This is a genomic window from Pseudoalteromonas sp. P1-11 (assembly GCF_001399995.1).
GTDB classification, from domain to species: domain Bacteria; phylum Pseudomonadota; class Gammaproteobacteria; order Enterobacterales; family Alteromonadaceae; genus Pseudoalteromonas; species Pseudoalteromonas atlantica.
The window spans coordinates 1-26562 of record NZ_LJSP01000021.1; the positions used below are offsets into that span (position 1 = coordinate 1).

The 26562-nt window shown below is 41.2% G+C and carries 28 protein-coding genes; 20 read left to right on the forward strand and 8 right to left on the reverse strand.

Translation table 11 applies throughout. From position 1 onward, the window contains the following. Window positions 1–855 precede the first annotated feature (855 nt). The 4 genes from AN390_RS19045 to hslR form a co-directional block, all read right to left on the reverse strand. On the reverse strand, window positions 856–1968 hold the full coding sequence (locus tag AN390_RS19045; protein WP_055255761.1) for a PepSY domain-containing protein: 1113 nt from the start codon (window positions 1966–1968) through the stop codon (window positions 856–858). A gap of 161 nt (window positions 1969–2129) precedes the next feature. Further along, complete coding sequence (locus AN390_RS19050) at window positions 2130–3668, reverse strand: phosphoenolpyruvate carboxykinase (RefSeq protein WP_004588454.1); 1539 nt, start codon at window positions 3666–3668, stop codon at window positions 2130–2132. A 261-nt stretch (window positions 3669–3929) separates the two neighbouring features. Next, on the reverse strand, window positions 3930–4775 hold the full coding sequence (gene hslO / locus AN390_RS19055; protein ID WP_024032560.1) for an Hsp33 family molecular chaperone HslO: 846 nt from the start codon (window positions 4773–4775) through the stop codon (window positions 3930–3932). A gap of 12 nt (window positions 4776–4787) precedes the next feature. Continuing rightward, window positions 4788–5210 carry a ribosome-associated heat shock protein Hsp15 gene (hslR, locus tag AN390_RS19060; RefSeq protein ID WP_055255767.1) on the reverse strand — a complete coding sequence of 141 codons (423 nt, stop codon included), beginning with the start codon at window positions 5208–5210 and terminating at the stop codon, window positions 4788–4790. A 213-nt stretch (window positions 5211–5423) separates the two neighbouring features. On the opposite strand from hslR, the gene gspC reads away from it, so the two are divergent. From gspC to AN390_RS19125, 13 genes are all read left to right on the forward strand, one after another. After that, window positions 5424–6365, forward strand: a complete 942-nt coding sequence (gene gspC / locus AN390_RS19065) for a type II secretion system protein GspC (protein ID WP_055255769.1) — start codon at window positions 5424–5426, stop codon at window positions 6363–6365. A gap of 23 nt (window positions 6366–6388) precedes the next feature. Beyond that, window positions 6389–8458: a type II secretion system secretin GspD gene (gene gspD / locus AN390_RS19070; protein WP_054983939.1), complete on the forward strand. Its 2070-nt coding sequence runs from the start codon at window positions 6389–6391 to the stop codon at window positions 8456–8458. Further along, window positions 8451–10019 carry a type II secretion system ATPase GspE gene (gene gspE / locus AN390_RS19075; protein WP_055255771.1) on the forward strand — a complete coding sequence of 523 codons (1569 nt, stop codon included), beginning with the start codon at window positions 8451–8453 and terminating at the stop codon, window positions 10017–10019. The genes gspD and gspE overlap by 8 nt, the downstream gene beginning before the upstream one ends. A gap of 2 nt (window positions 10020–10021) precedes the next feature. Continuing rightward, complete coding sequence (gene gspF / locus AN390_RS19080) at window positions 10022–11257, forward strand: type II secretion system inner membrane protein GspF (protein WP_004588448.1); 1236 nt, start codon at window positions 10022–10024, stop codon at window positions 11255–11257. A 79-nt stretch (window positions 11258–11336) separates the two neighbouring features. Further along, the gene (gene gspG, locus AN390_RS19085; protein WP_004588447.1) at window positions 11337–11759 is read left to right on the forward strand and encodes a type II secretion system major pseudopilin GspG; all 423 of its coding nucleotides are present in this window, start codon (window positions 11337–11339) and stop codon (window positions 11757–11759) included. A 50-nt stretch (window positions 11760–11809) separates the two neighbouring features. Then, window positions 11810–12394 (forward strand): type II secretion system minor pseudopilin GspH, encoded by a 585-nt coding sequence (gspH, locus tag AN390_RS19090; protein WP_004588446.1) that lies wholly within the window; start codon window positions 11810–11812, stop codon window positions 12392–12394. A 2-nt stretch (window positions 12395–12396) separates the two neighbouring features. Next, the gene (gene gspI / locus AN390_RS19095) at window positions 12397–12768 is read left to right on the forward strand and encodes a type II secretion system minor pseudopilin GspI (protein ID WP_024032554.1); all 372 of its coding nucleotides are present in this window, start codon (window positions 12397–12399) and stop codon (window positions 12766–12768) included. A 3-nt stretch (window positions 12769–12771) separates the two neighbouring features. Next, window positions 12772–13392, forward strand: a complete 621-nt coding sequence (gene gspJ, locus AN390_RS19100; RefSeq protein ID WP_004588444.1) for a type II secretion system minor pseudopilin GspJ — start codon at window positions 12772–12774, stop codon at window positions 13390–13392. After that, complete coding sequence (gene gspK / locus AN390_RS19105) at window positions 13392–14378, forward strand: type II secretion system minor pseudopilin GspK (RefSeq protein WP_029773312.1); 987 nt, start codon at window positions 13392–13394, stop codon at window positions 14376–14378. The genes gspJ and gspK overlap by 1 nt, the downstream gene beginning before the upstream one ends. Then, entirely contained in the window at window positions 14375–15583 is a 1209-nt protein-coding gene (gene gspL, locus AN390_RS19110) for a type II secretion system protein GspL (RefSeq protein WP_055255774.1), read from the forward strand. Before gspK ends, gspL begins: the two co-directional genes overlap by 4 nt. Continuing rightward, entirely contained in the window at window positions 15580–16053 is a 474-nt protein-coding gene (gene gspM, locus AN390_RS19115; protein ID WP_024032550.1) for a type II secretion system protein GspM, read from the forward strand. Before gspL ends, gspM begins: the two co-directional genes overlap by 4 nt. 3 nt (window positions 16054–16056) lie before the next feature. Next, entirely contained in the window at window positions 16057–16815 is a 759-nt protein-coding gene (locus tag AN390_RS19120; protein WP_024032549.1) for a type II secretion system protein N, read from the forward strand. Window positions 16816–16833: 18 nt separating this feature from the next. Then, window positions 16834–17421, forward strand: a complete 588-nt coding sequence (locus AN390_RS19125) for a UPF0149 family protein (RefSeq protein ID WP_024032548.1) — start codon at window positions 16834–16836, stop codon at window positions 17419–17421. A gap of 32 nt (window positions 17422–17453) precedes the next feature. On the opposite strand, the gene AN390_RS19130 is transcribed toward AN390_RS19125, so the two are convergent. Next, complete coding sequence (locus AN390_RS19130; protein WP_004588438.1) at window positions 17454–17660, reverse strand: hypothetical protein; 207 nt, start codon at window positions 17658–17660, stop codon at window positions 17454–17456. After that, on the reverse strand, window positions 17660–18019 hold the full coding sequence (locus tag AN390_RS19135) for a hypothetical protein (RefSeq protein ID WP_004588437.1): 360 nt from the start codon (window positions 18017–18019) through the stop codon (window positions 17660–17662). The genes AN390_RS19130 and AN390_RS19135 overlap by 1 nt, the downstream gene beginning before the upstream one ends. 288 nt (window positions 18020–18307) lie before the next feature. On the opposite strand from AN390_RS19135, the gene ccoG reads away from it, so the two are divergent. From ccoG to AN390_RS19160, 5 genes are read left to right on the forward strand one after another with little or no spacing between them, the layout of a single operon-like run. Next, window positions 18308–19738 (forward strand): cytochrome c oxidase accessory protein CcoG, encoded by a 1431-nt coding sequence (ccoG, locus tag AN390_RS19140; RefSeq protein WP_054983932.1) that lies wholly within the window; start codon window positions 18308–18310, stop codon window positions 19736–19738. Window positions 19739–19785: 47 nt separating this feature from the next. Beyond that, window positions 19786–20760: a serine/threonine protein kinase gene (locus AN390_RS19145; protein WP_055255776.1), complete on the forward strand. Its 975-nt coding sequence runs from the start codon at window positions 19786–19788 to the stop codon at window positions 20758–20760. A 30-nt stretch (window positions 20761–20790) separates the two neighbouring features. Further along, complete coding sequence (locus AN390_RS19150; protein ID WP_055255778.1) at window positions 20791–21414, forward strand: thiol:disulfide interchange protein DsbA/DsbL; 624 nt, start codon at window positions 20791–20793, stop codon at window positions 21412–21414. Between the two features lie 18 nt (window positions 21415–21432). Further along, window positions 21433–22071, forward strand: coding sequence for a thiol:disulfide interchange protein DsbA/DsbL (locus AN390_RS19155; protein WP_055255780.1), 639 nt, complete (start codon window positions 21433–21435; stop codon window positions 22069–22071). A 58-nt stretch (window positions 22072–22129) separates the two neighbouring features. Continuing rightward, a complete protein-coding gene (locus tag AN390_RS19160; protein ID WP_055255782.1) occupies window positions 22130–22582 on the forward strand; it encodes a DUF523 domain-containing protein in 453 nt (150 codons plus the stop codon). A 10-nt stretch (window positions 22583–22592) separates the two neighbouring features. On the opposite strand, the gene trmA is transcribed toward AN390_RS19160, so the two are convergent. Further along, entirely contained in the window at window positions 22593–23690 is a 1098-nt protein-coding gene (gene trmA, locus AN390_RS19165) for a tRNA (uridine(54)-C5)-methyltransferase TrmA (RefSeq protein ID WP_055255784.1), read from the reverse strand. Window positions 23691–23855: 165 nt separating this feature from the next. Between trmA and AN390_RS19170 the strand changes: the two genes are divergently transcribed. Together AN390_RS19170 and murI are read left to right on the forward strand one after the other, a co-directional pair. Then, window positions 23856–24995: a DUF5610 domain-containing protein gene (locus AN390_RS19170; protein ID WP_029773305.1), complete on the forward strand. Its 1140-nt coding sequence runs from the start codon at window positions 23856–23858 to the stop codon at window positions 24993–24995. A 65-nt stretch (window positions 24996–25060) separates the two neighbouring features. Continuing rightward, a complete protein-coding gene (murI, locus tag AN390_RS19175) occupies window positions 25061–25858 on the forward strand; it encodes a glutamate racemase (RefSeq protein ID WP_055255786.1) in 798 nt (265 codons plus the stop codon). On the opposite strand, the gene AN390_RS19180 is transcribed toward murI, so the two are convergent. Continuing rightward, window positions 25821–26300, reverse strand: coding sequence for a hypothetical protein (locus AN390_RS19180; protein ID WP_004588429.1), 480 nt, complete (start codon window positions 26298–26300; stop codon window positions 25821–25823). The genes murI and AN390_RS19180 overlap by 38 nt on opposite strands. Window positions 26301–26562: the final 262 nt, after the last annotated feature.

Consider the following 26562-nt stretch of genomic DNA (forward strand, 5'->3'; position numbering starts at 1 on the left):
CTATGTGAAAGTAGGACATTGCCAGGCTCCAAATAAGAGAAACCCGTTGCAGCGATGTAACGGGTTTTTTGCTGTCTGGGTTTTAATAAATAGCCGAACTCAGTAGTGAAACGAAACAGCTCGAAGGCGAGCCCTACGAAAGGCCGCCCCGAGACAATGATAATGTACATTTGCTATGTGACTCTCTACCGCTGTGGGCATTACGACATCGCTAGGCTCCAAATACAAGAAAGCCCGACTCGAAAGAGCTGGGCTTTTTTACGTCCGTAGAAAAGTAAAAATACATTCCAGATATTATTCGCACAATCTCCACCACCACCGTAGCGTGGGTTGAGTATCACGAAACCCGCGGCAAAAGCCCACCACAGAGCTCAAACTCTTTGTATGGTAAATATAGCGTTTTTAAATATGCGTACCTTAGTCCGCACGACATTCTGATGTGTAGCGCTCCTACTCCCAATACCAGAACGCTGCTTGAGAAATGAAGTGCTTTTTCTACGTCTCTAGAAAAGTGAAATACCTGCCATTATATAGTTCCGCAACTCCTTCGTAGCGTGAATTGAGGCTCACGAAGCCCGCGATTAAAGCACGCAATATAACTTAAAGTAATGAATTAATTTTACAAACAGTTCATAGGTCTTAGCTTATTATCAAGCGCAGCACCTCAAGTTTGGTATAAGGCGGTTTGACTATCTATATCGCTGTTGCTTTGATTTACGCTGCGTAAGCAGCTCGTAAGTTAGGTCGTAAGTTAGGTCGTAAGTTAGGTCGTAGTTAGGTCGTAGTTAGGTCGTAGTTATACAAGCAGGTTTAGGTTGTGAAGGGCTCGTTTGATATTTTAAATAAGCTTTGTAATTAGCTTATAGTGTATTTAAATCGTTCCGTTTTAATGAGCCACCTAAAAAGGCCCAGGGCAAATAACAAAGCGCTGGCTACCCCTGATAAAACCCATAGAATTCGTAATGGCTGATCGCCAATGCTGCCATTGTGAAGTGGATGCAACCAGTTTTTAAATTTACTGGCAATGCTCATCTTATCTATATTAAAAACACTTATGAGCTCTCCTGTGCTTGCATTTACTTGCACATAACTGTGAGGAAAGCGATAAGAGGGATCGCTTTTGGTTTTGAACCTAAACCGATATACCGCATTGTGATTTGACGGGGTTTCTACCCATGCTAGCCGTGTATTTGGCATGGCCTCTTGTGCTGTACTAAGTGCTGCTGATAAGGAAATACTGCGCTGGGGTTTTATTATTGCGCTGTTAGGTCTATCTATATTTCCAAGCAGGGCTGTTATTAAAGGATCGGTTTGCTTGGGTATTGCTAACATTATGCCGGTTGCTGTTAATAAGATTAAAGGCAGAGCAAAAATTAAACCAAGCAACTTGTGCCAGTCATATAACACGCCCAGTAAAGAGCTGCGCGCTTTAAACTTTATAGCCTTAGTCCATAGCCCTTTTTTAGGCGACCAAGCGCATAGGCCTGATATGAGTAGTATAAGGCTACCTATTCCTATATAACCTATAACGATTGTACCAGCGCTACCTGCAAGTAACGAGAAGTGTACGTTATAAATCCAGGTAACAAAGTAGTTACCCCATACATCCTCACGTAATATAAGCCTGCCATCAGGGCTTAGCCAAACCATAAGTGGTGCAAAAGCGTGCTCCACTGTTTCGTTTGGGTTGTAATATCTTGCGGGAATATAATGTTTATTTTTAGTGCTTTCTAAACGCCACGAGCCTTGTTTATCTGGGTAGTGAGTTTTTAGTGTTTGATATGCGGTATCCCAATTTATAGGCCTCGCTGTTTCTGTACTTAAATTACTTATATTTTCATCTAGTTCGGGGTAATAAACGAGTATAGAACCTGTTAGAGCAATGAGTGCGAGTACACCCCCGATAGATAAGCCTAGGTATAAATGTACACGTCTTGCTATTTTTCGCCATGAACCATTAAAACGCATAAAAGAGTGACCATTAAAAATATGCAGTATAGGGATGGCGCATTGTATCTTTGTTTAATAGAAAAGAACTGCGACAAAATGTCGCAGCAATAAAATAATTAGCTTAGCAAACAAAAACGCCAGCTTTATAGGCTGGCGTTTAAATCAGGCTTGGTAATTAATTATGCTTTTGGGCCTGCATTTTTAATATCATCTGATACATCGTATTTAGCGAAGTTTTCAGTGAAGTCAGCGGCAAGTTTTGCTGCATATTCATTATATTTTGCTTTATCTTCCCATGTATTAATTGGGTTAAGTAGCTTGCTATCCACACCAGGGACTTCCACTGGTACGTCTAGGTTTAATACATCGATATGCTGAGTTTCTACATTGGCTAACTTACCAGATACGATTGCATCTATTACAGCGCGGGTAGTTGGAATATCAAAACGTTCACCAGTACCGTATGGGCCGCCTGTCCACCCTGTATTAACAAGGTAAACCTTTGCGCCAAATTCGCGTACACGCTTCATAAGCAGCTCAGCGTAAACACCTGCAGGGCGAGGGAAGAAAGGGGCGCCAAAACACGTTGAGAATGTAGATTCTATATCGCTAGTTGAGCCAATCTCTGTAGAGCCTACTTTAGCCGTGTAACCACTTAAAAAGTGAAAAGCTGCGGCTTCTTCGCTAAGTACAGAAACCGGCGGTAAAACACCGCTCACATCACAGGTTAAAAATACAACAGCTTTTGGCTCGCCAGCACGGTTTTCAACTTTGCGCTTTTCTACGTGCTCTAGCGGGTAAGCGGCACGGCTATTTTGCGTTAAGCTTGTATCGTTAAAGTCAGGTGTGCGTGTTTCATCAAGTACAACGTTTTCTAAAATTGTACCAAAGCGAATAGCATTCCAAATTACTGGCTCATTTTTTTGTGAGAGGTCGATACATTTTGCGTAACAGCCACCTTCGATATTAAATACGCTTCCTGGTGCCCAACCGTGTTCGTCGTCACCAATTAAAAAGCGTGTTGGGTCGGCCGATAAAGTTGTTTTACCAGTACCCGATAAACCAAAGAATAGTGCTGTATCACCCGCTTCTCCTACATTAGCAGAGCAGTGCATTGGTAATACACCTTTTGCTGGAAGAAGAAAGTTTTGAACGGAGAACATCGATTTTTTCATTTCACCGGCATAACGCATACCAGCAAGTAACACTTTGCGTTGAGCAAAGTTAATAATAACAGTGCCGTCGCTGTTGGTGCCATCACGCTGTGGGTCACAAACAAACGAAGGTACATTCATTACCTGCCATTGGGGTAAATCAGATGCATTATAGTTTTTAGGCTCAATAAACATGTTTTTAGCAAAAATATGGTGCCACGCTGTTTCTGTAGTAACAACTACAGGTAGATAGTGCTCAGGGTCTGCGCCAACTTCTAGGTGAGAGGTGAAGTGGTCATTACTTTGCACATGTGCTTCTACGCGAGCCCATAAAGCGTCAAATTTGTCAGCATCGAATGGGCGGTTTACATTGCCCCATTGGATATCATCTTGCGTTGTTGCTTCTTTTACAATGAAGCGATCTTTAGGAGAGCGACCAGTGCGCTTGCCTGTAATTGCAACAAAGGCTCCATTTGCGGCTAGTGTCCCTTCGCCACGACGAATCGCATGCTCGACAAGTTCAGCTGCGGTTAAATCGACAAAACGTGTTGCGCTTGTAGTCATGTTTATACCTAACTATGTGTGAGAGTTTGAACGGGATAGCTCTGGGTTCTTAATTCCCTTAAGCTGAAATTATAGTAACAGAAGGATTTGAGATATTCGAGCCTGTAAAGGCCCTAAAAACACATATATTTGTTAAAAAACATGAATAATTTCAATGATACCGGTGTCAGTAAATTAACAAAATTCATGACACCGGTATCATCATTTTATAATATAAAACCGCATATTTTGCGGCTTTATATTTGATTATGAGGTGGGAGGTTAATTAAAAATATTTTTAATATCTTGCTCGTCAAAAACATATTCTTTTAGGCAATAATGACAGCTAATGTTAACAGCGCCATTTTCAGCAACATCATCAAGTAATGCTTGTTGGCCTACATTAACTAAAGCAGTAATGGTTTTCTCTCTACTACAGCCACATTTAAATGTAATAGCTTGCGGGTCAAATACGCGCGGGTTATCTTCGTGATATAAGCGCGTTAATACGGTATTGGCATCAAGCTCTAATAGCTCTTCGCGTTTAATTGTATCGCTTAAGGCTTCTAAGTGAGTGAAGTCATTAATTGATTTTTGCTTATCAACAGGCAGTACTTGTAAAAACAACCCACAGGCTTTGGCTTTCCCTTCTGTTGTGTCGGTTGCAAACCAAAGGCGTGTTTTTAGCTGTTCTGATTGCTCAAAGTAGCTTTCAATACATTTACTTAATGTATCGTGCTCAAGAGGCACTATGCCTTGATAACGTTCGCCTTTGGTTGGAGTAATGGTAATAACCATATAACCTTTACCTACAAGCTCTTTTACCGTTGTGCCGCTAACTTCGCTTTGCATGCGCGCAATACCACGCATATTTTGTTTATCGTCGCCGTTAATAACAGCGTATTTAACAGGGCCATCGCCTTGTAGCTGAACGGCTATTTCACCCTCAAACTTTAAAGTGGCAGTTAATAAACACGTTGCAACGAGTAATTCACCTAATAATGCTTTAACTGGCTCAGGGTAATTGTGATTAGCTATCATCTCGTTGTAGGCGTGCTCAATTTGAACGAGTTCGCCACGAACATCGAGTTTGTCGAATAAATAACGGTGCAGTAAATCTTGTTGCATGAGCGGCTATACCTAACTTGATTTCATTTTTAAAAGTTCGCGTCGTTGCTTTTTATCGGGCTTTTTATCCGGATGTGGAGCAAAGAAGCTGTTATTTTTGCGTGCGATGGCGTTTTCTTCGCGTTTTGCAATACTTGCATCAGTTTCTTGATACAAGGTCTGTGCAATGGGGGCGCTTTGGCGTTTTTCAAGCACTTTAAGTACCTTGATAAGCTTTTCATCAACGCCTTGGGCAAGTTTTATGGTTGCGCCAACCTCCACCGTTTTACTCGCTTTAGTACGTTGCCCATTATAATGTACTTTGCCGCCTTGCACCATTTCGCGTGCAAGCGCACGGGTTTTATAAAAGCGCGCAGCCCATAACCATTTATCTAATCGAACTTTTGGCTCACTGTTGTGGTCTGAGTCGGCATTAGTATTATTTTTTTTACTCATTAGGCTTCTTCAATCGACTATTTATATATCGTAAAATTTATCATGAAATCATCGTAGGATGAAGGTATTACGGCGCATGCTGGTTTTTTAGTCAACATTACATTGTTATATTAATCTGTTTACAAAGTTTAATATTAGTGTGCTTGTTGAATGAAAAATGAAAGGGTACTATGGGTACGCGCTTATGCAGTAAATTAAAATAAGAACATTATTATGGAACAGCAAATTCAACAGCTTAAACAATTTTTAACACGGCTACCCCATGCTAAATTAAGCGCAGTAGTTACGCTGTTAGTCGTTGTTTATCTTGCTTATTTACTCTCAAAATTAGTATGGCTGGTATGGCCACAACCGATCTCTACACCGCTTGCTCCATCTCACTATTCAGCCGCATCGAAGGCTTCTAGTACTACCTCAGTACAAAATATTATAGAGCAATTTTTATTTGGTAAAAAAACTGTAACAAATAAAACCAATACTGCGCAGCAAAACGAAGTAATTAATAATGCGCCAGAAACACGCTTAAGTATTAATCTAACTGGTATTGTTGCTGTAAGTAACGACGACAAGGCAGGTATTGCTATTATTGAGTCACAGGGGCGACAAGTTAGTTACTTAGTTGAAGAGGTTGTACAAGGCACCCGTGCAGAGGTTGCGCAAATACTTCCCGATCGCGTTATTTTAAGTGTAAACGGCCGATTTGAAACGCTAATGCTAGATGGTCTCGACTTTAGTAAAAAAGTGTCTATGCCTGTGCTTGCCGCTCGCGAAGCACAAGACATGGGGCTGCAAAAAATAGAACAAAGCGAGTTGCAAATTAACGCAACCGCTGACCCAGATGTAAAAGAAGCAATAATAGAAACACGAGAAGAGCTACTAAGTGAGCCTGGTAAGTTATTTGATTATATTCGTGTTTCACAAGCAATGAGCGATGGCGAGTTAATCGGCTATCGCTTGAGCCCAGGTAAAGAGCCTGCTCTGTTTAAACAAATGGGCCTACAGAATAATGATTTAGCCGTGGCTATTAACGGCTACCAATTAACAGATTTACAACAGGCAATGGCAGCTATTAATGAGCTGCGTAATACCAGCGATGCCACAATTACGATAGAACGTGATGGTGAGCAAATCGATGTGCAATTTAGCCTGCAATAACTTAGCTTTGGAGTTTTAACATAATGGTTCAGGTGCTACACCTCAAAAAAATTAAAAAAGGGTTAGCTAAGTACGCAGCGCTTTTTTTAGCAGCCAGTATTTCGTTGTCGGTTTCAGCTGTTGAATATGCTGCAAACTTTAAAGGCACAGATATCAACGAGTTTATAAACATTGTTGGTAAAAACCTTAATAAAACAGTGATCATTGACCCAAATGTGCGCGGTAAAGTAAACGTACGCAGTTATGAGTTAATGGATGAAGCGCTGTACTACCAATTTTTCTTAAATGTACTCGAAGTGTATGGCTACTCAGCAGTAGAAATGGACAACGGTATTATCAAGATTGAAAAAAGCTCTGACGCTAAAAAATCAAATGTGCCGCTAATTACAGAAAACAGCGCTGCATCGGGCGATATGATGATCACCCGTGTGGTACGCGTTAAAAATGTAAGTGTTCAAGAGCTTGGTCCATTAGTACGTCAATTTAGCGACCAAAAAGACGGTGGCCATGTAGCAAACTTTAATGCTGCCAATGTCATGATGCTTACTGGCCATGCAGCGTCGGTTAATCGCTTAGTAGAAATTATTCGCTCGGTAGATCAAGCCGGTGATAAGCGTGTAGATATTGTTAAGCTTAAATATGCAACAGCAGATGATGTAGTATCGGTTGTTGAAAATATTTACAAAGACAGCGGTAAAGGCAGCGTTCCTGAATTTTTGATCCCTAAGGTAGTTGCCGATGGCCGTACTAATAGCGTAATAGTAAGCGGTGAAGGGCAAGCCCGTACCCGTGCTATAGAACTAATTAAGCGCCTAGATGGCGAACTTGAAAGCCAAGGTAATACCAAAGTATTTTACTTAAACTACGCCAAAGCAGAGGATTTAGTAAAAGTACTGCAAGGCGTAAGTAAAACGCTTGCAGAAGATGGCCAAGGCACAAGTAAAACTCGCACAAACAATAAAAACGATGCCAGTATTGAAGCTCACCCTGACTCAAACTCATTAGTTATTACAGCACAGCCCGATACCATGCGCTCATTAGAGACCGTGATTGATAGGCTCGATATTCGCCGTGCGCAAGTACTTGTAGAAGCGATTATTGTTGAAGTAATGGAATCGGATGGCGTTAACTTAGGTACGCAATGGATTTCAGAAGATGGCGGTATGTTGCAGTTTAATAATGGCTCAACTGTGCCTGTAGGCTCATTAGCGGTTGCAGGTATTCAAGCGCAAGACACAACCACTACTCAAACAGTAATAGGCTCAGAAAGTGGCTTAGTTACCAGTTACGATGAAACGTCAGAAGGTGATTACACCGCGCTTGCTTCATTATTAAGCGGTGTTAATGGCTTAGCGTTTGGTCTAGTTAAAAACGACTGGGGTGCAATTATTCAGGCCGTTTCAACTGACACTAACTCAAACATACTTGCTACACCTTCAATTACCACCATGGATAACGAAGAAGCGTCGATGATAGTGGGTCAAGAAGTGCCCATTATTACTGGTTCGCAAACAGGCAGTAATAACGATAATCCATTTCAAACCATTGAACGCCAAGAGGTGGGTGTAAAACTAAAAGTAACCCCACAAATTAACGATGGCTCAGCAGTACAATTATTAATTGAACAAGAAGTATCGAGTGTAAGTGGTGCAACCGCTGTCGATATTTCTGTTAATAAGCGCGCCATTACCACAACCGTTATGGCTGATGATGGCGGTATGGTTGTGTTAGGCGGCTTAATTGATGAAGACGTACAAGAAAGTGTATCTAAGGTACCAATTTTAGGTGATATCCCAATTTTAGGTCACTTATTTAAGTCAACTAATACGACCAAACGTAAGCGTAATCTTATTGTATTTATTCGTCCAACTATTATTCGCGATGGCGTTAATATGAATAAGTTAAGCTTTAATAAGTATAACTTTATCCGTGGCGAGCAAATGAAAGAGAAAGAAGATGGCATAGAGCTTATGCCAAATTCAGATGTTCCTTTACTCCCATCTTGGGATGATGAGCTTATTCTGCCACCAACTTATGAAGAGCACTTAAAAGCATTGAGCTCTAAAGAACGTGCAGAGCGTGAAGATGACTAGCGCAATAGAACAAATAAACGAAGACGTGGTTCATCGTAGTGATGAAACACGCTCTGAGGAGTTACTTACAAGTAACGATTTAGTTGAGTTGCCTCCAAAGCGTTTACCTTTTTCGTATGCGCGCAGAGCGGGTGTACTGCTTAGTAAAAATAATGAACAGCAAGTTGTGTATTACCGCGGCGAGCTAGATGTTGAAGTATTGCTAGAAGTGCGTCGCATTGCAGGTGAAGGCTTTACCCTAGAGCAGTTAGCTGACGATAAATTTGAGTTACTATTAGAGGCTGCGTATCAGCGCGACAGCTCTGAAACACAACAAATGATGGAAGATATTGGTAATGAGGTCGATTTATTCTCCCTTGCCGATGAGCTCCCTCAAACCGAAGATTTATTAGCCGGCGATGATGATGCGCCTATCATCAAACTAATCAACGCCATGTTAAGCGAAGCAATTAAAGAAGGTGCATCCGATATACATATCGAAACCTTTGAGCAAGAGCTTGTGATTCGCTTTAGGGTTGATGGCGTATTAAAAGAAGTGCTTAAACCTAATCGTAAGCTTGCTTCGTTACTCGTCTCGCGTATTAAGGTAATGGCGAAACTAGATATAGCAGAAAAACGTATTCCGCAAGATGGTCGTATTAGCCTGCGTATTGCAGGGCGTGCAGTAGATGTACGTGTATCTACCATGCCATCTAGCTTTGGTGAGCGTGTAGTATTGCGTTTACTTGATAAAAACAATGCCCGCTTAAACCTTGAAGATTTAGGCATGACGCCGCAAAATCGAGAGTTGTTTGCTGATTTAATTAGTAAACCACACGGTATTATTTTGGTTACTGGCCCAACGGGCTCTGGTAAAAGTACCACCTTGTACGCCGGTATGAGCCAAATAAACTCTCGCGATCGTAATATTTTAACGGTAGAAGACCCAATAGAGTACGAAATTCCGGGGATTGGTCAAACACAAGTAAACACCAAAGTAGATATGACCTTTGCCCGCGGGCTTCGTGCAATATTACGTCAAGATCCCGATGTGGTAATGGTCGGTGAAATACGTGACCTTGAAACCGCGCAAATTGGCGTGCAAGCATCGCTTACAGGTCACTTAGTTATGTCTACGCTACATACCAACACCGCCTCGGGCGCAATTACCCGTATGGAAGACATGGGTGTAGAGCCATTCTTGCTGTCATCATCATTGTTAGGCGTGCTGTCGCAGCGCTTAGTACGTACTTTATGTAATAGCTGTAAAGAAGGTCACACTGCTGATGAACGTGAGTGTGAGCTGCTAGGTGTACCGTTTGATAGCGCACCTACAATTTACCGCGCAGTAGGGTGTGAAGAGTGTAACTTTAATGGTTACCGCGGCCGTACTGGTATTCATGAATTACTGGTGGTTGATGAAGAAATACGCGAAATGATCCACAGCGGTAAAGGCGAGCAAAGTGTTGAAAAATACATTCGCCAAAAAAGCCCAAGCATACGCCAAGATGGCTGTAGCCGCGTACTGGCAGGCAAAACAACCCTTGAAGAAATTCTACGCGTTACCCGTGAGGAAGCCTAACCATGGCGGCGTTTGAATACCGTGCCCTTGATGGTCGAGGGAAAGAGCAAAAAGGCATTTTAGAAGCCGATACAGCTAAGCAAATTCGCCAAGCGCTGCGCGAAAAAAAACTTACGCCGCTTGAAGTTGTCCCTGCAGCAGAAGGGGAAAAACAGGTTAGTGGCGCAAAAACGCCGTTATTAAGTCGTTTTTTTAAACCCAGCGTATCAACCTCCGATTTAGCCCTTATTACGCGCCAGCTTGCTACGCTCATTCAATCGGCATTGCCAGTTGAAGGGGCTGTCATGGCGGTGGCAGAGCAATGTGAAAAGCCTCGCCTAAAACGTATGCTAATGTCGGTACGTTCAAAGGTAGTAGAGGGTTATACACTGGCCGATGGCATGAGTGAATTTCCACATGTATTTGACGATTTATACCGAGCAATGGTAGCCGCAGGTGAAAAATCAGGGCACCTTGACCAAGTATTAAATCGCCTTGCCGATTACACCGAACAGCGCCAACACATGCGCAGCCAAATTACTCAAGCCATGGTTTATCCTACCATTTTGGTTATTTTTGCTATTGGTATTGTTTCGGTTTTACTCGGTACCGTAGTGCCTAAAATTTTAAAAACCTTCGAAAAAACTAAGCAAGTACTGCCTTGGACAACCGAATGGGTTATGGCAGGCAGCCACTTTGTACAAAATTATTGGTTTATAAGTTTGTTAGTCATTACTGCACTGGCAGTAGGCATTAAACATGCACTTAAACAACCTAAAATTCGCTTTTGGTGGGACGACCGCGTACTGCACATGCCTGGTTTTGGTAAAGTAGCGCGGGGTATTAATACCGCGCGTTTTGCACGTACGCTCAGTATTTTATCGTCAAGCTCAGTGCCACTACTTGAAGGAATGCGCATATCGGGTGGCGTATTAGCGAATAAAAAAATGAAAAAATCGGTGGCAGATGCTGCCGATAGAGTCAGTGAAGGTGCAAGCCTAAGAGCGGCTTTACAGCAAACTAAGTTGTTTCCGCCGATGATGCTGCACATGATTGCCAGCGGTGAAAAATCAGGTGAGCTAGAACAAATGTTAGAGCGCGCGGCTAATAACCAAGACCGTGAGTTTGAAAGCATGGTAAACGTATCATTAAAATTATTAGAGCCAGCAATGATTGCCTCAATGGCGGTGATTGTTTTGTTTATAGTAATGGCTATTTTACAGCCAATAATGGCAATGAATAAAGCGGTGGGACTTTAAGCTTTAAGGGGTTAGCTAAGTTAGTATTTACTTAGATGACGCCAAATTAAATTATGTTTTTGGAAAATGAGGTATTTACGTGAATAAACAATCAGGTTTTTCTTTACTCGAAGTAATGGTGGTATTGGTTATTATCGGGATGATTATGTCAATTGTGGCGCCTAATATTATGGGCCAACAAGAAGAAGCTGCTATCGATAAAGCACATCTAGATATTCAACAGCTTGAAGATGCAATGAGCTTATACAAGCTTAAAAATAAAAGCTACCCAAGCACAGAGCAAGGCTTAGAAGCATTGGTCAATAAAACCAGCATTGAGCCAATTCCAAAGCGTTTCCCTGATGGTGGTTTTGTAAATGAATTACCAGAAGATCCATGGGGCAACCCGTACCAGCTAATTAGCCCAGGTGAAATTGGCAAGTTTGATATTTTTTCAATGGGACCTGATGGCGAAGCCGGTACCGATGATGATATTGGCAACTGGAACGAAGACGAGCAATAAATGCGACTTAACCCAGCAGTATGGTTAAATACGATTGCACGAGGCTTACTATGCAAGTAAGCCTTAATCGTATGCGCGCCCACCACCGTGGGTTTAGCTTAATAGAAATTTTAGTGGTACTTACTATTATCGCATTTGCGACCAAAATGGTGGTATACAGCTTAGAAGGCGGTGCCGAAGATGAGCTTGATACACAAGCGCTTAGGCTGCATACCACCATTAACATGGCCTCTGAATTTGCTATTTTAAATCAAATAGAACTTGGCTTAATGGTTGAGGAAAACACCCTTGAGTTTCTAGTATTTGATGGCGAAAAATGGATTACCTTTGACCGCGAAGACCTTTACAAGCCCATTGAGCTGGATGAACGGCTAAAACTCACGCTCAATTTAGAAGATTTAGCTTGGTCACAAGAGAACTTACTTGAGCAAGCTAATTGGCGTGAGCTAATGAGCGGCGGCGATGACGATAGCTTATTAGAGCTTGAAAAACTAAAAATACCGCAAGTCCTTATTTTATCATCTGGCGAGGTCAGCGCCTTTCAGCTTATTGTTGAATTAAAAGAGCAAAGCGAGCCTGTGTATTACATTGAAGGGGAATTTACAGCCCCTGTTAATTTGCGAAAAGAGCCATAATAATGAGGCTAAATAAAGGCTTTACCTTACTCGAAGTGCTTGTGGCGCTAAGTATTTGTGCTATGGCTGGGATTGCAGCTATGCAAGCAACCGGCGAGCATATAAATCATTTAACAACACTTGAAGAGCAAACGTATGCATCGTGGGTGGCAGAAAATGTGCTTGTGGTGCAGCGTAGTAAAGGTAAAGACTGGCAGGCTAAAAATGGCGCGCGCGGCAGCGAAGTAATGGCGGGCGTTGAGTGGTTTTGGAAGCAAGAAATAGCAAAAACTGCAGACAAAAGCTTTGTAAAAGTGACCATAAATGTTTTTAGCGACGAAAAATACGAGCAATCGGTGTACGAGCTTTCAACTTATTTAAATAAAGGTAGCTAATAAGTGAAGCAGCGCGGATTTACATTAATCGAAGTATTAGTTGCTATGGCTATTTTAGCGGTGGTGATTATGGCTACTCACCAAATTTTAGACTCAACCACCAAAGCAAAAGAAGCGTCTGATGAAAAAATAGCGGAGCTTAACGGCCTACAAACCGCATTTAGGTTAATGGACCAAGACTTTAGCCAAATGACTCAGCGCACTGTACGTAACGAAGCCGGTGATGCGCAAGAGCAATACTTACTAGCAGGGCGTTATATATTAGAAAGCCAATACGATGGTATTGCGTTTGTACGTGATGGCTGGGTAAACCCTATTAATTTGTTGCCTCGTTCTGAGTTACAAGCTGTAGGGTATAGAGTGCTTGATGACAATTTAGAGCGTGTATACAGAGTGTATGTAGATCAGCTTGATAATATGGAGCCGCGGGTACAAGTTGTTTTAAAAGGTATTGAAGAGCTTAAATTTGAATTTTTAGATGCCAACAACGAATGGCAAGAGCAATGGCAAATAAAAGCCTTACCTAAAGCGGTTGCGGTTACTTTACAACAAATTGAGGCAGAGCCTATTCGTCGTGTTTTTTTAGTACCCGGGCAGGGCAAAAACAGCGGGGAGAGTAATTAATGAATAAGCGCGAATCACGCGGTGCCGCATTAGTTATTGTGCTGTTTATTGTTGCACTGGCCGCTATATTAGCCGTAGAAATGAGTGCTAATTTAATGGTGCAGGTTCAAAAAAGCACTAACCTGCAAGGTCACCAGCAAGCAAAGTGGTATGCCTACGGCGGTGAAGAGCTGGCAATAAAGGCACTAAAATTAAGTAAAGACGATGATCCTGACAAAACCTCGTTAGATCAGGTTTGGGCCACGCAAGGCGACACCCAATACCCTGTAGATAACGGAACTCTAAGCGGTAAAATCACTGACTTACAAGCGTGTTTAAATTTAAATGCATTAGGGGAAGCGCCAGACTCAAACTCTACCAGCAAAACCAACCCTGCTCATAAAGCGCTATTTGCATTATTAGAAAACATTGAAGATTTACCTGCCGAGGAAAGCGAAGAAGCAATGGCAGACAGTGTATTTGACTGGCTTGATGAAAACAGCATTACCTATCGTTCAGGCGCTGAAGAAGACGAGTATTTATCGCGTGATTACCCTTATATGAGCGCAAATAGTTTATTTGCATCACCTTCTGAGCTGCGTTTGGTAAAAGGTTTTAATCCGCTCGTAATGGAAAAGGTATTACCTTTTGTGTGTGTTATTCCGGGGTCTCCCTTATTATCGATTAACGTCAATACGTTACTTCCCGAACAGGCACTTATTTTAAGTGCCATGATTGACGAATTATCGTTATCGGGCGCAGAGGCCGTTATAGCAGCTCGCCCTGAAACCGGATTTGATAGCGTGGATGAATTTTTTTCCGAGGTACAGCAGCAAGGCGGTACAAATTTAGATTCGGTTAAAGAACTATTTAGTATTAACAGCGAATATTTTAAATTACAAACGCAGGCGACATTTGTCGATTTGCGTTTTTCGATGACCACATTACTTCATGCCAAAAATGGCGAAGTAACGATACTGGCGCGAAAATTTGGAGGCGTACAGTGACAGAAATACTGCTGATCCGCACGGGTCAAACAGAGCAAGATAAATTAAATTGGTTAATTTATTCACCACAAGAACAAGAAATAATTGCCAGTGGGGAATTAACCGATGCAAGCCGTTTAAGTGAGCTAAGTGAAAAAGCGCAAACCCGTGAGGTAGTGGTATTACTGCCTAGCGATCAGGTGCAGCTTAAAACAGTGGCGTTGCCGACTAAGTGGAATCGCAAGTTAGAGCAAGCATTGCCATACATGCTTGAAGAAGATATTGCGTGCGATATAGACGAGCTATTTGTCGCAATTGGCGAGCCCACTATGATTAATGAGCAGCATGCAATTAAAGTTGCCTTAACTGACCGCGAGTGGTTTGAGACCTGGCTTGCTTTATTTTCAGAGCATAACTTGGCGGTATACACCATTTTACCTGATGCCCTGCTACTGCCTATAGCCGACGATGATACATTAACCGCCATAGAGCTTAATAATCAGTGGTTATTTAAAAGAGGCGATTGGCATATTAGTGCCGTTGAAAATAGCTGGCTAAAGGATTACTTAAGTGCACTTGGCGAGCCGAGCGTAAAGCACTATAGCCCGGCTAATCAGTTTCCTGAAAGTATTAACCTAATTTCGCAAGCAAGCGACTACGATTTACCATTGGCCTTATTTGCTAAACAACTTACCAGCGTTAAATTTAATTTACGCCAAGGTATGTACCAGCTTAAAAAGAAAAGTGCACTGTGGTGGGGTTATTGGAAAGGCGCAGCCATTATTACCGGTGTTGCTTTATTTGCTACCATTGCAATAAAGCTGGTTGAACTAAATCAACTTAACTCGCGTGTTGAGCTTGCTAAAGCCCAGGTAGTGGATAGATACCAAAAAGCATTCCCAGGAACTAAAGTACGTCCTAACTTAATTAAAAGCCAAATCAGGGGCGCGCTTAAAACCATTAATGGCGAAAGTGAAGCCGGGTTTTTAGATTTGACCAGCCAATTGGTTGGCGTGTTTTCGCAGGTAAGCGAATTTACGCCAGAAACCCTACGTTACGATAAACGCCGTAATGAGCTGCGAATACGCGCACGCGCAAAAGACTTTCAAACGTTTGGTAAAGTAAAAAGTATACTTGAGCAGCAAGGGTTAACGGTTGAACAAGGGTCGTTAAATAACGATGGCGATTTTGTAGTAGGCGAAATAAAACTGCGAGGTGCAGTATGAAAAAGCAAATAATGCAATACTGGCGCTCTTTAAAAGAGCAAGAACAGCAATTGATTATGGTTGCTGGTGGTATATTTGTTGTTTTTGTTTTAGTAATGGGAATTTTTAGACCTCTAAATAACGCCATAGATAAAGCTAAAAAGTCGTACGTCACTCAGCAAGAGCTGCTCGTATGGGTTGATGAAAGCATAGTAAAGTTAAAAGCGGCGGGTAACACGCAGGCAATTAGCAATCAAAATATTAGCCAAGTGGTTAATTCAACGCGTAGTCGCTACCGTATTACTATTAGTAAAATGCAGCCTAACGATAACTCGTTACGTTTAACGCTTGATTCGGTAGAGTTTAATCAATTAATAGAATGGTTAGACGAACTGGTTAATCAGCATGGCTTAAGAGTAGAGAACCTTGATTTAAGCAAAGATGATAAATCAGGGTTTGTACGTGTAAGCCGCTTAGTACTAGAGAAGTAATTAATGAAAAAAATAATAATATTATCAGTGGTATTTTTTATTAGTTTTATTGTGTTTTGCATAATGAAATTACCAGCGGCCATTGCGTTAGACCTAGCTAAGCCGTACTTACCAAAGCAGCTTGAAATAGGGCAAACCGTAGGGAGTGTATGGCAAGGTCAAATGATGCAAGTGCGCTATCAAGACGAGCAGCTAAATAATGTACGCTGGGATATTGCTGGCTGGCAGTTATTTACGGGTAATTTAAATGCTAACTTAAAATTTGGTAATCCGCGTGAGCGTAGCGATATTTCGGGCTATGCTGATGTGAATTACGGATTATTTAATAATGTGGTTAAAGTTACCGATGGTATAATTCGCTCGACCGTAGAGCGTGCCATGCAACGTATTGCACTACCTATACCAGCTACGGCTAAAGGTCGAGTCATTTTAGAGCTTAACGAGTACACCTCAGGTGTGCCTTATTGTGAGTCATTAAAAGGCGAGATTGCCAGCCCAAATATAGATGTTAAAGGCTTTAATGGCTGGTTTAATATAGGCCCACTGAGTGGCATTTTAAGCTGTAAGTCGGGCGATATAGCTATTTTGGTCGACCCAGATAACACGTTAGGTCTTGAAGCCGACGCAACACTTAAAGCTAACTTTGACTTTAAAGTAGCAGGCTATGTTAAACCTGATGCCAGCTTACCAAAAGATGTACACGACGCGGTTAAGTTTTTAGGCCGCCCCGATGCACAGGGCCGCTACCCACTAAATTTTTAATGTAATAAAAGAGATTTAATGCAATTACCACAGTTTAACGAACAACACGCACAGCAATTAAGTGCATTTTTAAGTACTCAACCTCAGGCTATGTCATTAACACAAAGCCAAGGCTATCTATTTGGGGTTATTTGTTCGCCAAGCCCATTAGAAGTTCACCAGTGGTTAGCGCATATTGTGCCTAATACGGCTAACGATTTAGACGAAGAAATACTGTTTTTATTTATGGCGTTGTACCATCAAATTAGTGAGCAAGTATTTGAAACCGGTTATAAGTTACCCGCCAATTTTGACCTAGACTATACCCAAGCGTGGAGTGAAGGTTTTTTACGTGCAACTAAAGAATACGCACAACCTCTATTAACAGCTCCCGCTTTAGAGCCTCAGTACAAAGAAGCACTAGAGAGTGCGCTAAGTACGCTTAGCTTTTTTGCTGTTGATGAGCAAACAAGAGTGCAAATTGCGCAGCAAAATAGCATGACACTCGAAGCCTTATACCAGTATCAGTACGAATCAATGGGCGACTTTGCATTAGGTTTTGCCGAGCTTATTGAGGTGGTAGCCATAAACAGTGGGCTGATTACAGATGAAGGGTGGGAAGAGTAGCCTTTAGGTATATTAAACGGCGCTTAGGATAATTAAGCGCCAAGTTCTAAAATAATATCAGTGCAGCCTTTTTTACACTTAACAACGCCTTTACCCGGCTCGCTGGTGGCTAAATCGAGTGTTAACACCTCGCCGCACTGCTCACAATGCAAGGTTTTTCCTTGCGATAGCTTTTTAAGTATTGTGCGCTGTTTATGAAAAGAGTCACTCGCTTTTTTGTTTAACTGCGAAAAATCCACTACTTAGCTCTCTTTTGTTCTAATGCATCCGATACAATTTTACACACTGTATTTAAACGCTCTTCGTAAAAATATAAATTTAGGTCGCGCTCGCGGCAATAACGTAAATGAAATAACTGCACTGAATCATCAGTGGTAAAGGTTTTTTCAATATATTCGTGTTCAGACTCAGAGAGCTTTAACGCACTGCTAATGCGGTTTTTAGCCATATTGGCTGCTGGGCTACGGTTTATTTTGCTCGCATCACTTAAAAAACCCACACCTTCACCTAATAGCTTTTCGCGGGGCTCTTTAACTAATGGGTGATCAATAGTAAAAAACGCAAGGATCAGAATGACCAATATAATAAACTTTTTCATGAATGCGTAAACCTTGATCTTAATGGGGTAAATTTAGCAAGCAGTGTAATAAACTGCATTTTAAAAGCAAGTAACTGAGATGAATAAATTATTAGCAATCTATACCTGTAATTTTAGCCAGTATTGTTATAATAGCCAACAGCAGTTAGATATTTCTGAAATATCTGAAAGTATTCAAAAAGCTGATTATTTAAACTAATCACACTTACCATTAACGAACTACAGTTACAGTATAGAATACGCACATATTGCTACGTTTTTATTTCCAAGCGGCGTTGAGGAACTTCGATGGACAAGCAAATTAAAGTAAAGAATATACCTGCAGAGGTTAAAATCCAACAACCGGATTTAAGCCGTCAAGACGACAGGTTTAACCCACGTAACCGAATTTATGTTCGCGCAGTAAAAGGGCTTCATCAGTTACTTAGACAGCGTATAGGCTTTTTAGGCATGCTTGCCTTTATGCTTTTGCCTTGGATAAATTTTAATGGCCAGCAAGCTGTGTTATTTGATTTAGTTGGCCAAAAGTACAATATTTTTGGGCTAACGCTGTGGCCGCAAGATTTCACTATATTAGCCTTTATATTTATGTTGGCCGCGTTTGCACTCTTTTTGGTTACTACCTTTTATGGCCGAGTATGGTGTGGCTATACCTGCCCGCAAACTGTATGGACCTTTATATTTATTTGGTTTGAAGAAAAGTTTGAAGGCACAGCGAATCAGCGTAAAAAGCTAGATCAACGCCCGATGGACTTTGATAAGTTTTGGCGAAAAACAGCAAAGCACACCAGTTGGGTTTTATTTGCCTTATATACGGCGATTTCGTTTGTCGGATACTTTACGCCTATCCGTGAATTACTCCCTGACTTTGTTACCTTTAATGTAGGTGGTTACGCGCTGGTAAGTATTATTTTCTTTGCAGCGTGTACTTACGCTAATGCAGGGTGGATGCGTGAAATTATGTGTTTACACATTTGCCCCTATTCACGTTTTCAATCAGCTATGTTTGATAAAGACACTTACACCGTAACGTACGATGAAAAACGCGGCGAAAGCCGAGGCCCACGTTCGCGTAAAATTGCCCACGAAGATTTAGAAATGGGCGATTGTATAGACTGTAACTTGTGTGTACAGGTGTGCCCTACAGGGATAGATATTCGTAATGGTTTGCAAGCCGAGTGTATAAACTGTGGTGCATGTATTGATGCCTGCGATGGTGTAATGGATAAAATGGATTACCCGCGGGGTCTTATTTCTTATACTACAGAGCGTAATCTCGAAACACCTGAAAATAAAACCAACCCACTGCGAGCTAAAATCATAGGTTACACGGTCATACTGGTGGTGCTTACCAGTGCGCTGGTGGCTAACATTGCATTTAGAAAGCCTATGGACTTTGACATAATACGAGACCGTAACCAACTGTATCGAGTTGACTTTAATGGCTTGGTAGAAAACACCTATACATTAAAAGTAATCAACAAGGCGCAGTACGAGCAAACCTTTAATATTGATGTTCAAGGCCTTGAAAACTTTAAGTACATTGGCAAGCAAACATTTACAGTGCAAGCAGGGCAATCGCATAATGTGCCACTGTCACTTGTGATGGACCCGTATGATTTAAAAGCGCCAATGACGGAGTTTAACTTTGTACTTTCACCGGTTAATGACCCCGATGAAAGCATATCGCAACCGAGTAACTTTTTTAAAGCGCGATAAACACACTAACAAAAGCGGGGTAACCCGCTTTTTAAATTAAGAAGCCCATGAGTAAATTTAGTTTTGAAGATTTAACGCCCGACTTAATTCTCGATGCGATAGAAAGCGTTGGTATATATGCAGAGTCAGGTTTATTAGCACTTAATAGCTACGAAAACAGAGTCTACCAATTTAAGGCGGAAGATGGCCTGCGCTACGTTGTTAAGTTTTACCGACCAGAGCGCTGGAGCAAAGCGCAAATACAAGAAGAGCACGACTTTGCATTTGAATTAGCTGAGGCCGAAGTACCCGTTGTTGCACCCATTAAACACAACGGAGAAAGCTTATTTGAGCACCAAGGTTATGTATTTGTGTTATTTCCAAGTGTAGGCGGGCGACAGTTTGAAGTTGATAACCTGGATCAGCTTGATGTAATGGGTCGTTTAATTGGCCGTATGCATCAGGTGGCTAAAAGTAAAGCCTTTGAGCACAGACCCACCTTTAGCTGCGAAGAATATTTGCATACAGCTAAAGTTCATCTGCAAAAAAGTAATTTGGTACCTATGGGGATCAGCACGGCTTTTTACACCATATTGGACTTGGTTATTGAACAAGCGCAAGCACAGTATAAAAATGTGCAAGAGATCCGCTTACATGGTGATTGCCACGCAGGTAACATTTTGTGGGCAGGCGAAGCACTTATGTTTGTTGATTTAGATGACGCTCGTCAGGGGCCGGCCATTCAAGATTTATGGATGATGCTCAGTGGCGATCGTCAAACACAGCTGTTACAGTTAGACACCCTTGTAAATGCGTATGAAGAGTTTTGTGATTTTGACCACACTCAACTCAAATTAATTGAACCGCTTCGTGCAATGCGTATTATTCACTATATGGGTTGGGTAGCAAAACGATGGAGTGATCCTGCGTTCGTACGGAACTTTTCATGGTTTGCTGAAGACAAATACTGGGAGCAACAAATTTTAGCGCTTAAAGAGCAGTTTGCAGCACTGCAAGAAGCTCCGCTGAAGTTATTGCCATAAAATTTTATTTAAAAAGTACACGAGATACCAATGCTTAAAAAATTGAAACTGAGCCTACTACTTTTATGTTTACCATTTGCAGCCCTTGCTGCACAGTTTGAAGCCGATAACCAGTATACTGTTATTGATGTAGAAAAAAGCGCAGAGCCGCAAGTAACCGAATTTTTCTCGTTTTACTGTCCGCATTGTTTTAAATTTGAGCCTGTTGCAAAGGCAATTGAAAAAAGCCTACCTGAGGGCACTGAATTTATAAAAAATCACGTTAACTTTTTAGGCGGTGTATCACCACAGGCGCAAAGCAACTTAAGCTACGCCTACTTAATCGGTAAAAAGCACGGTCAAGCACAAAGTATCAGCGACCAAATTTTTAAAAGTATTCATGTACAGCGCGCACCTTTAACGCAAATGAAAGACGTTAAAAAGTTGCTTGAAGTTAACGGTATCGATAGTGCAACGTTTGATCAAGACATTGCCAGCATGCCAATTATTTCAGCTGAGCGTGCCATGCAAGATAAGCAAAACAAATATTCAAAACTAGGTGCGCTAACTGGTGTGCCTACCTTTATGGTAAACGATAAATATAAAATAAACATTAACACCATTAATAACCAGCAAGAACTGAATGAGTTAGTTGCTTTTTTACTAACACTTTAATCTCGGAGAACAATAACAATGATCAAATTAGTTAAAGCAGGTTTACTTGCATTACTACTGCCTATGGCTGCGAGCAGTGTAGCCGCCACTTATGAAGAGGGCGTGCATTACGATATAGTTGCAGAGCGCGCGACTAAAAAGCCAGAAGTAAAAGAGTTTTTCTCATTTTATTGCCCTGCTTGTAATAACATGGAAGCGTTAATTGGTGAGTTTAAGCCAAAGCTAGACAAAGACGTTAAATTTAAAAAGAGCCATGTTGATTTTGTCGGTGTTCGCGATCCAGAAAACCAACAAATGATGAGCCAAGCGCTGGCCACTGCGGAAGTACTTCCACAAAAAGATAAAATTGTTGCGGCTATTTTTAATCACATTCACACTAAGCGCGCTAAATTTAACGAGCTTGCAGATGTAAAAGATGTGTTTGTAGCGCAGGGTGTTGATGGCGATAAGTTTGATAAACTATACAAAAGCTTCTCGGTACGTACATTAAGCTCTAAAATGAAGCGTGACCAAAATTACTTTAAAGAAAAAGGCGCGCTACGTGGCGTACCAACCTTTATCGTAAATGGTAAATACAAATTAAATCTAGGCCGTGAGTCTGGTATTACCGCGCCAGAAGATATTAGTAAATTAATTAACTATTTAGCGAACAAGTAAGGTTTGCTAAAACAAAAAAGCTCCGTAAGGAGCTTTTTTTGTTTATAGGGATATAGCAATGGAAAAAATATTAATATCGAGTTGTTTATTTGGCTTACCTGTTCGATACGATGGTAAAAGCCAAGCATTATCGCACCCGCAAATTAATGTATGGCGTAAAGAAAATAGGTTAGTTATGTTTTGTCCTGAGGTGGCTGGTGGATTGCCAACACCTAGAGCATCAGCAGAGATAAAACAAGGGAGAGTCGTAACGAGCACTTATGAGGATGTAACTAAAGAATTTAAATCAGGTGCAGCTAAAGCCCTAGACTTATGTAATGAGCATGCAATTCGTTTTGCTTTACTTAAAGAGTCGAGCCCTTCGTGTGGTAGAAATACAATTTACGATGGTAGCCATAGTGGGGTAAAAGTACAGGGCATGGGCATGACTGCTAAGTTGCTGATGGAGCATCAAATTGAAGTGTTTAGTGAAAATCAAATACCAGCACTTATAAAGGTGCTGGCATTATAATATTAACTCACTATTTTCTTTGTAAGAAAACACCCGATTCTATGTGATGCGTATAAGGGAACTGATCAAATATCGCAAAGCGCTTAACATTATGAGTACGGGTTAAGTGATCTAAATCGCGCTCAAGCGTTTCTGGGTTGCACGATATATAAATAATGTTCTCGTAGTTGGCTACTAAGTCACAGGTAAGGGTATCCATACCTGCGCGTGGAGGGTCGACTAAAATAGTTTGGCAATCGTAACTTTTTAAATCTATCCCCTCTAAACGCGAAAAGGTACGTTCGCCATTCATTGCCTGGGTAAACTCTTCACTCGACATACGAATTATATCTAAGTTATCTACCTTATTTTTAGCAATGTTGTATTGCGCTGAATGCACAGAAGACTTAGATATTTCAGTAGCCAATACGCGATTAAACGAACCCGCCAATGCAATAGAGAAATTACCATTACCACAGTAAAGTTCCAGCAGGTCATTACTCAGTGGTTTACATAAGTCTTGTGCCCACTCCAGCATTTTTATATTCACTTTAGCATTAGGCTGCGTAAAGCTATTTTCTACTTGTTGATAAATAAGCTCCTGGCCGTTTACGGTTAAACGCTCAGTAACAAAATCATTGCCTAGTACTTCTTTTTGTTTGCGCGCACGACCAATAAAGTCAATATTGTATTTGCTGCTCAGTTTTTCTTTCAGGGCTTTTATTTCAGTTAGCCACTGCTCATCGAGTGGTTTGTGATAAAGCAAGCTTACTAAAATCTCGCCACTTAATGACGATAAATAATCGATTTGAAACAGCTTACGACGTAATACTTCACACGACTTTAAATTATCAATCATCACCTGCATAACTTCACCAACTAATGGCGCGGCAGGGTCAAAGGTGTCGACGCGAATTTTTTCTTTCGTGGCCTGATCAAACATAATATGAAATAGATCATCCCCATCGTGCCATACTCTAAATTCAGCACGTTGGCGGTAGTTAATTGGCTGTGAGCTAAACACCTCTAACGCTTGCACACCAAATCGCTTAAATTGCGACGTAATACGCTGCTCTTTTTCATTTAGCTGCGTATCGTACTGTGTGGTATCTATTTTAATCACTGCCATTAATGCTACTACCTTATCTATGAGATCTATTTATCGGCGCTATTGTAGGGAGCGAGCAGTATTTGTCTAGTTTTGCTGATAATAAAGTTGCTGTTTTTTTAAACATGCACTTTAGTTTTGTCACTATTAGCCGATAATAAGCTAAGTACGTAATGGAGGTGGATCATGAAAATCGGTAATTATGGCTATACGCCAAACAACAACGTAAACAAATTCAATAATAAAGAGGCGCTACAGCAGCCAACAATCCAATCTCCGCAAGAAAGTTCATTACAGCGAGGCAGAGAACTTGCTGCAAAAGTGCTTGGCGACAAAATGGCAGAGCAACTAGGTTTACCTGTTGAGCAAAAACAAGCCGATAAACCTTTATTCGATTTTGATGAAATAGTAAAAAATGTACTCGACTTTGTATCTGGCGCAGTTAATAAAGCCAAAGCCAATGGTGCCGATGACGATAAATTAAAAAATATGTTAGATGATGCGCGCACAGGTGTTCAAACCGGTATAGACGAAGCGGTTGATGAACTAAAAGGCACCGGTGTATTTAACGAAGAAATGCAAGAGGGCATCGACAAGTCAAAAGAAGGCATTTTTGAGGGGCTTGATGAGTTTGAGCAAACCCTGTTTAACCCACAAGCGGCCAGTGTTAGCGTAAGCCAAGCACAATATGTAAGTATGAGCAGCAATGCCGAGTATAAGTTTACAACGGCCGAAGGTGATGAGGTCAGTATTAGCTTTGCTGATGCATATGAGTCTCAAACAGCGAGCGGGTATCAACAAAGCAATAACAGCGAATCGTTTGCCAGCTCATCGTCGCAATCTCGAGAGCTGTCTTTTTCAATGTCAGTTAATGGTGATTTAAACGAACAAGAGCAAGATGCTATTAATGCCATGATGGAAGAGCTACAAGGTGTAAGTAAAACATTCTTTAGTGGTGATTTGGATGAAGCATTTGAAAAAGCACAAGAGCTGAGCTTAGGCAGTGAGCAACTTGTTGCATTTTCAATGGACCTTCGTCAAACAAAAACAGTCGCTACCGTTAAAAGTTATGAGCAATATCAGCCAAACCCAACAAAAGAGGTAGCCGATGCGATCGCACCTTTTAATGACGATCTAAAAAATGCATTTGATAAAGCATCGCAACTAGGCTTACAAGATCAGCTTGCCGGTATTATAGAGTGGCTAAACCAAGATCAAGCAGCGGTCGATCAGCTAGTTGATTACACCCAAGCAATGTTTGAAAACCTAAACCAATTAAATTCAGCGGGCGACGCACTCGACGCGCTAAAGTCTGAGCAAAGCTAAACTACTTTCTTTTATAAATACCTCATGGCAAACTGCCGTTCTTAATAAACAGTAGGAACCAAAGTTTGTCAGCCCACATAATGGTATTTGATTCAGGTATAGGTGGCACCACCGTGCTTGAGCATATTCAAAAGCGTATTCCAGATGCACAGTACAGCTACTTTATGGATAATGCGTTACTCCCTTATGGCGCGCAAACCCAGCAAACTATTATAGGGCGTTTATGCTCACTCATTTATTTTATTGAGCACAACGCGCTTAATGTCGACCTTATTGTTATAGCCTGCAATACAGCCTCTACATCAGCCTTGAGTGAAGTACGCAAAATTACATCAATACCTATTGTCGGCGTAGTGCCCGCAATAAAGCCTGCTGCTGAAGTAACTCGCACAAAGCACATCGGCTTATTGGCAACCCCCGCCACAGTTGCAAGCCCCTATACTCATACATTAATAAAAGAGCATGCCAGCAACGTAACAGTGATTTTATATAGCAGTGTTGAGCTGGTGGCATTGGCAGAGCAGTTATTTTTCACTCAGCAGCTAGATACACTCAAACTGCATAAAGAGCTTACGCGTTTGCGCATTAACTCAGATATAGATGTACTTGTACTAGGCTGCACACATTTCCCAATTCTTAGCGATGCTATACAAGCGTACTTTAATAACGCAGTGCAATTACTCGATTCAGGCGCGGCCATTGCTAGCAGAGTAAACTACCTACTAGAGCAGCATAACTTTGGAAATAAATTTACAGACAAAAAAAAGCCGCTGCAATATTATGCAACGGCTGATGTTTTGAGTAATAAGCTAGCTATAAAGCACGTTACACTGATTGATCCGTCTCAGTGCGTAAAGAGCTAGAATCATCTTCTTGTTTTTGTTTTGCCTCACGTACTTTTAAAGTACGCTGTTGAAACTCACTATCGTTTAACTTAGCAATTGCATTGTCTGCATCTGCCTGTGCCATTTCAACAAAACCAAAGCCACGACGTTTGCCAGTATTTTTATCCTTTAATAGGCGCACGTTGAAAACTTTACCTTGTTCTTCAAACAAAGCGCGAACAACACCTTCATTTGCACGATAAGGAAGATTACCAACATAAAGTGTTTTTGTTTTAACTTCAGCTTCTTCACCACCTTCCGATGATATTGCAGCAATAGCAATCCCACCAATTAATAAACCAGCACCAAATAGCAATGCTGGGCTTAAAGCTAAGCTGCCTAAAGCAAACTCAACAATAACAAAACCAACTACAGCAAGAATAACAGAGAAGATAAAAGATTTTTGATCGGGTAATTTCATTTTAGATCTACCAATAAACAGGAAATAAACATTAATTTAACATTGTGAACTTGCTATCTTAACGTCTTAAACGAACATAGCAATGAAATTTATATTAAATAATAAAAATCAGTATAAAAAAGCATCATCTTAGCCAGTGATTTAGCTAGTTTTATGCTGTTTTGCTCTATTTTTGTTCGAACAGTAAAAAGATCTAAAAAAAGGGTTGATCTGTTTTCGGATCTCCCTATAATGCGACCCCACTGAGACGGGGAACGCCAAC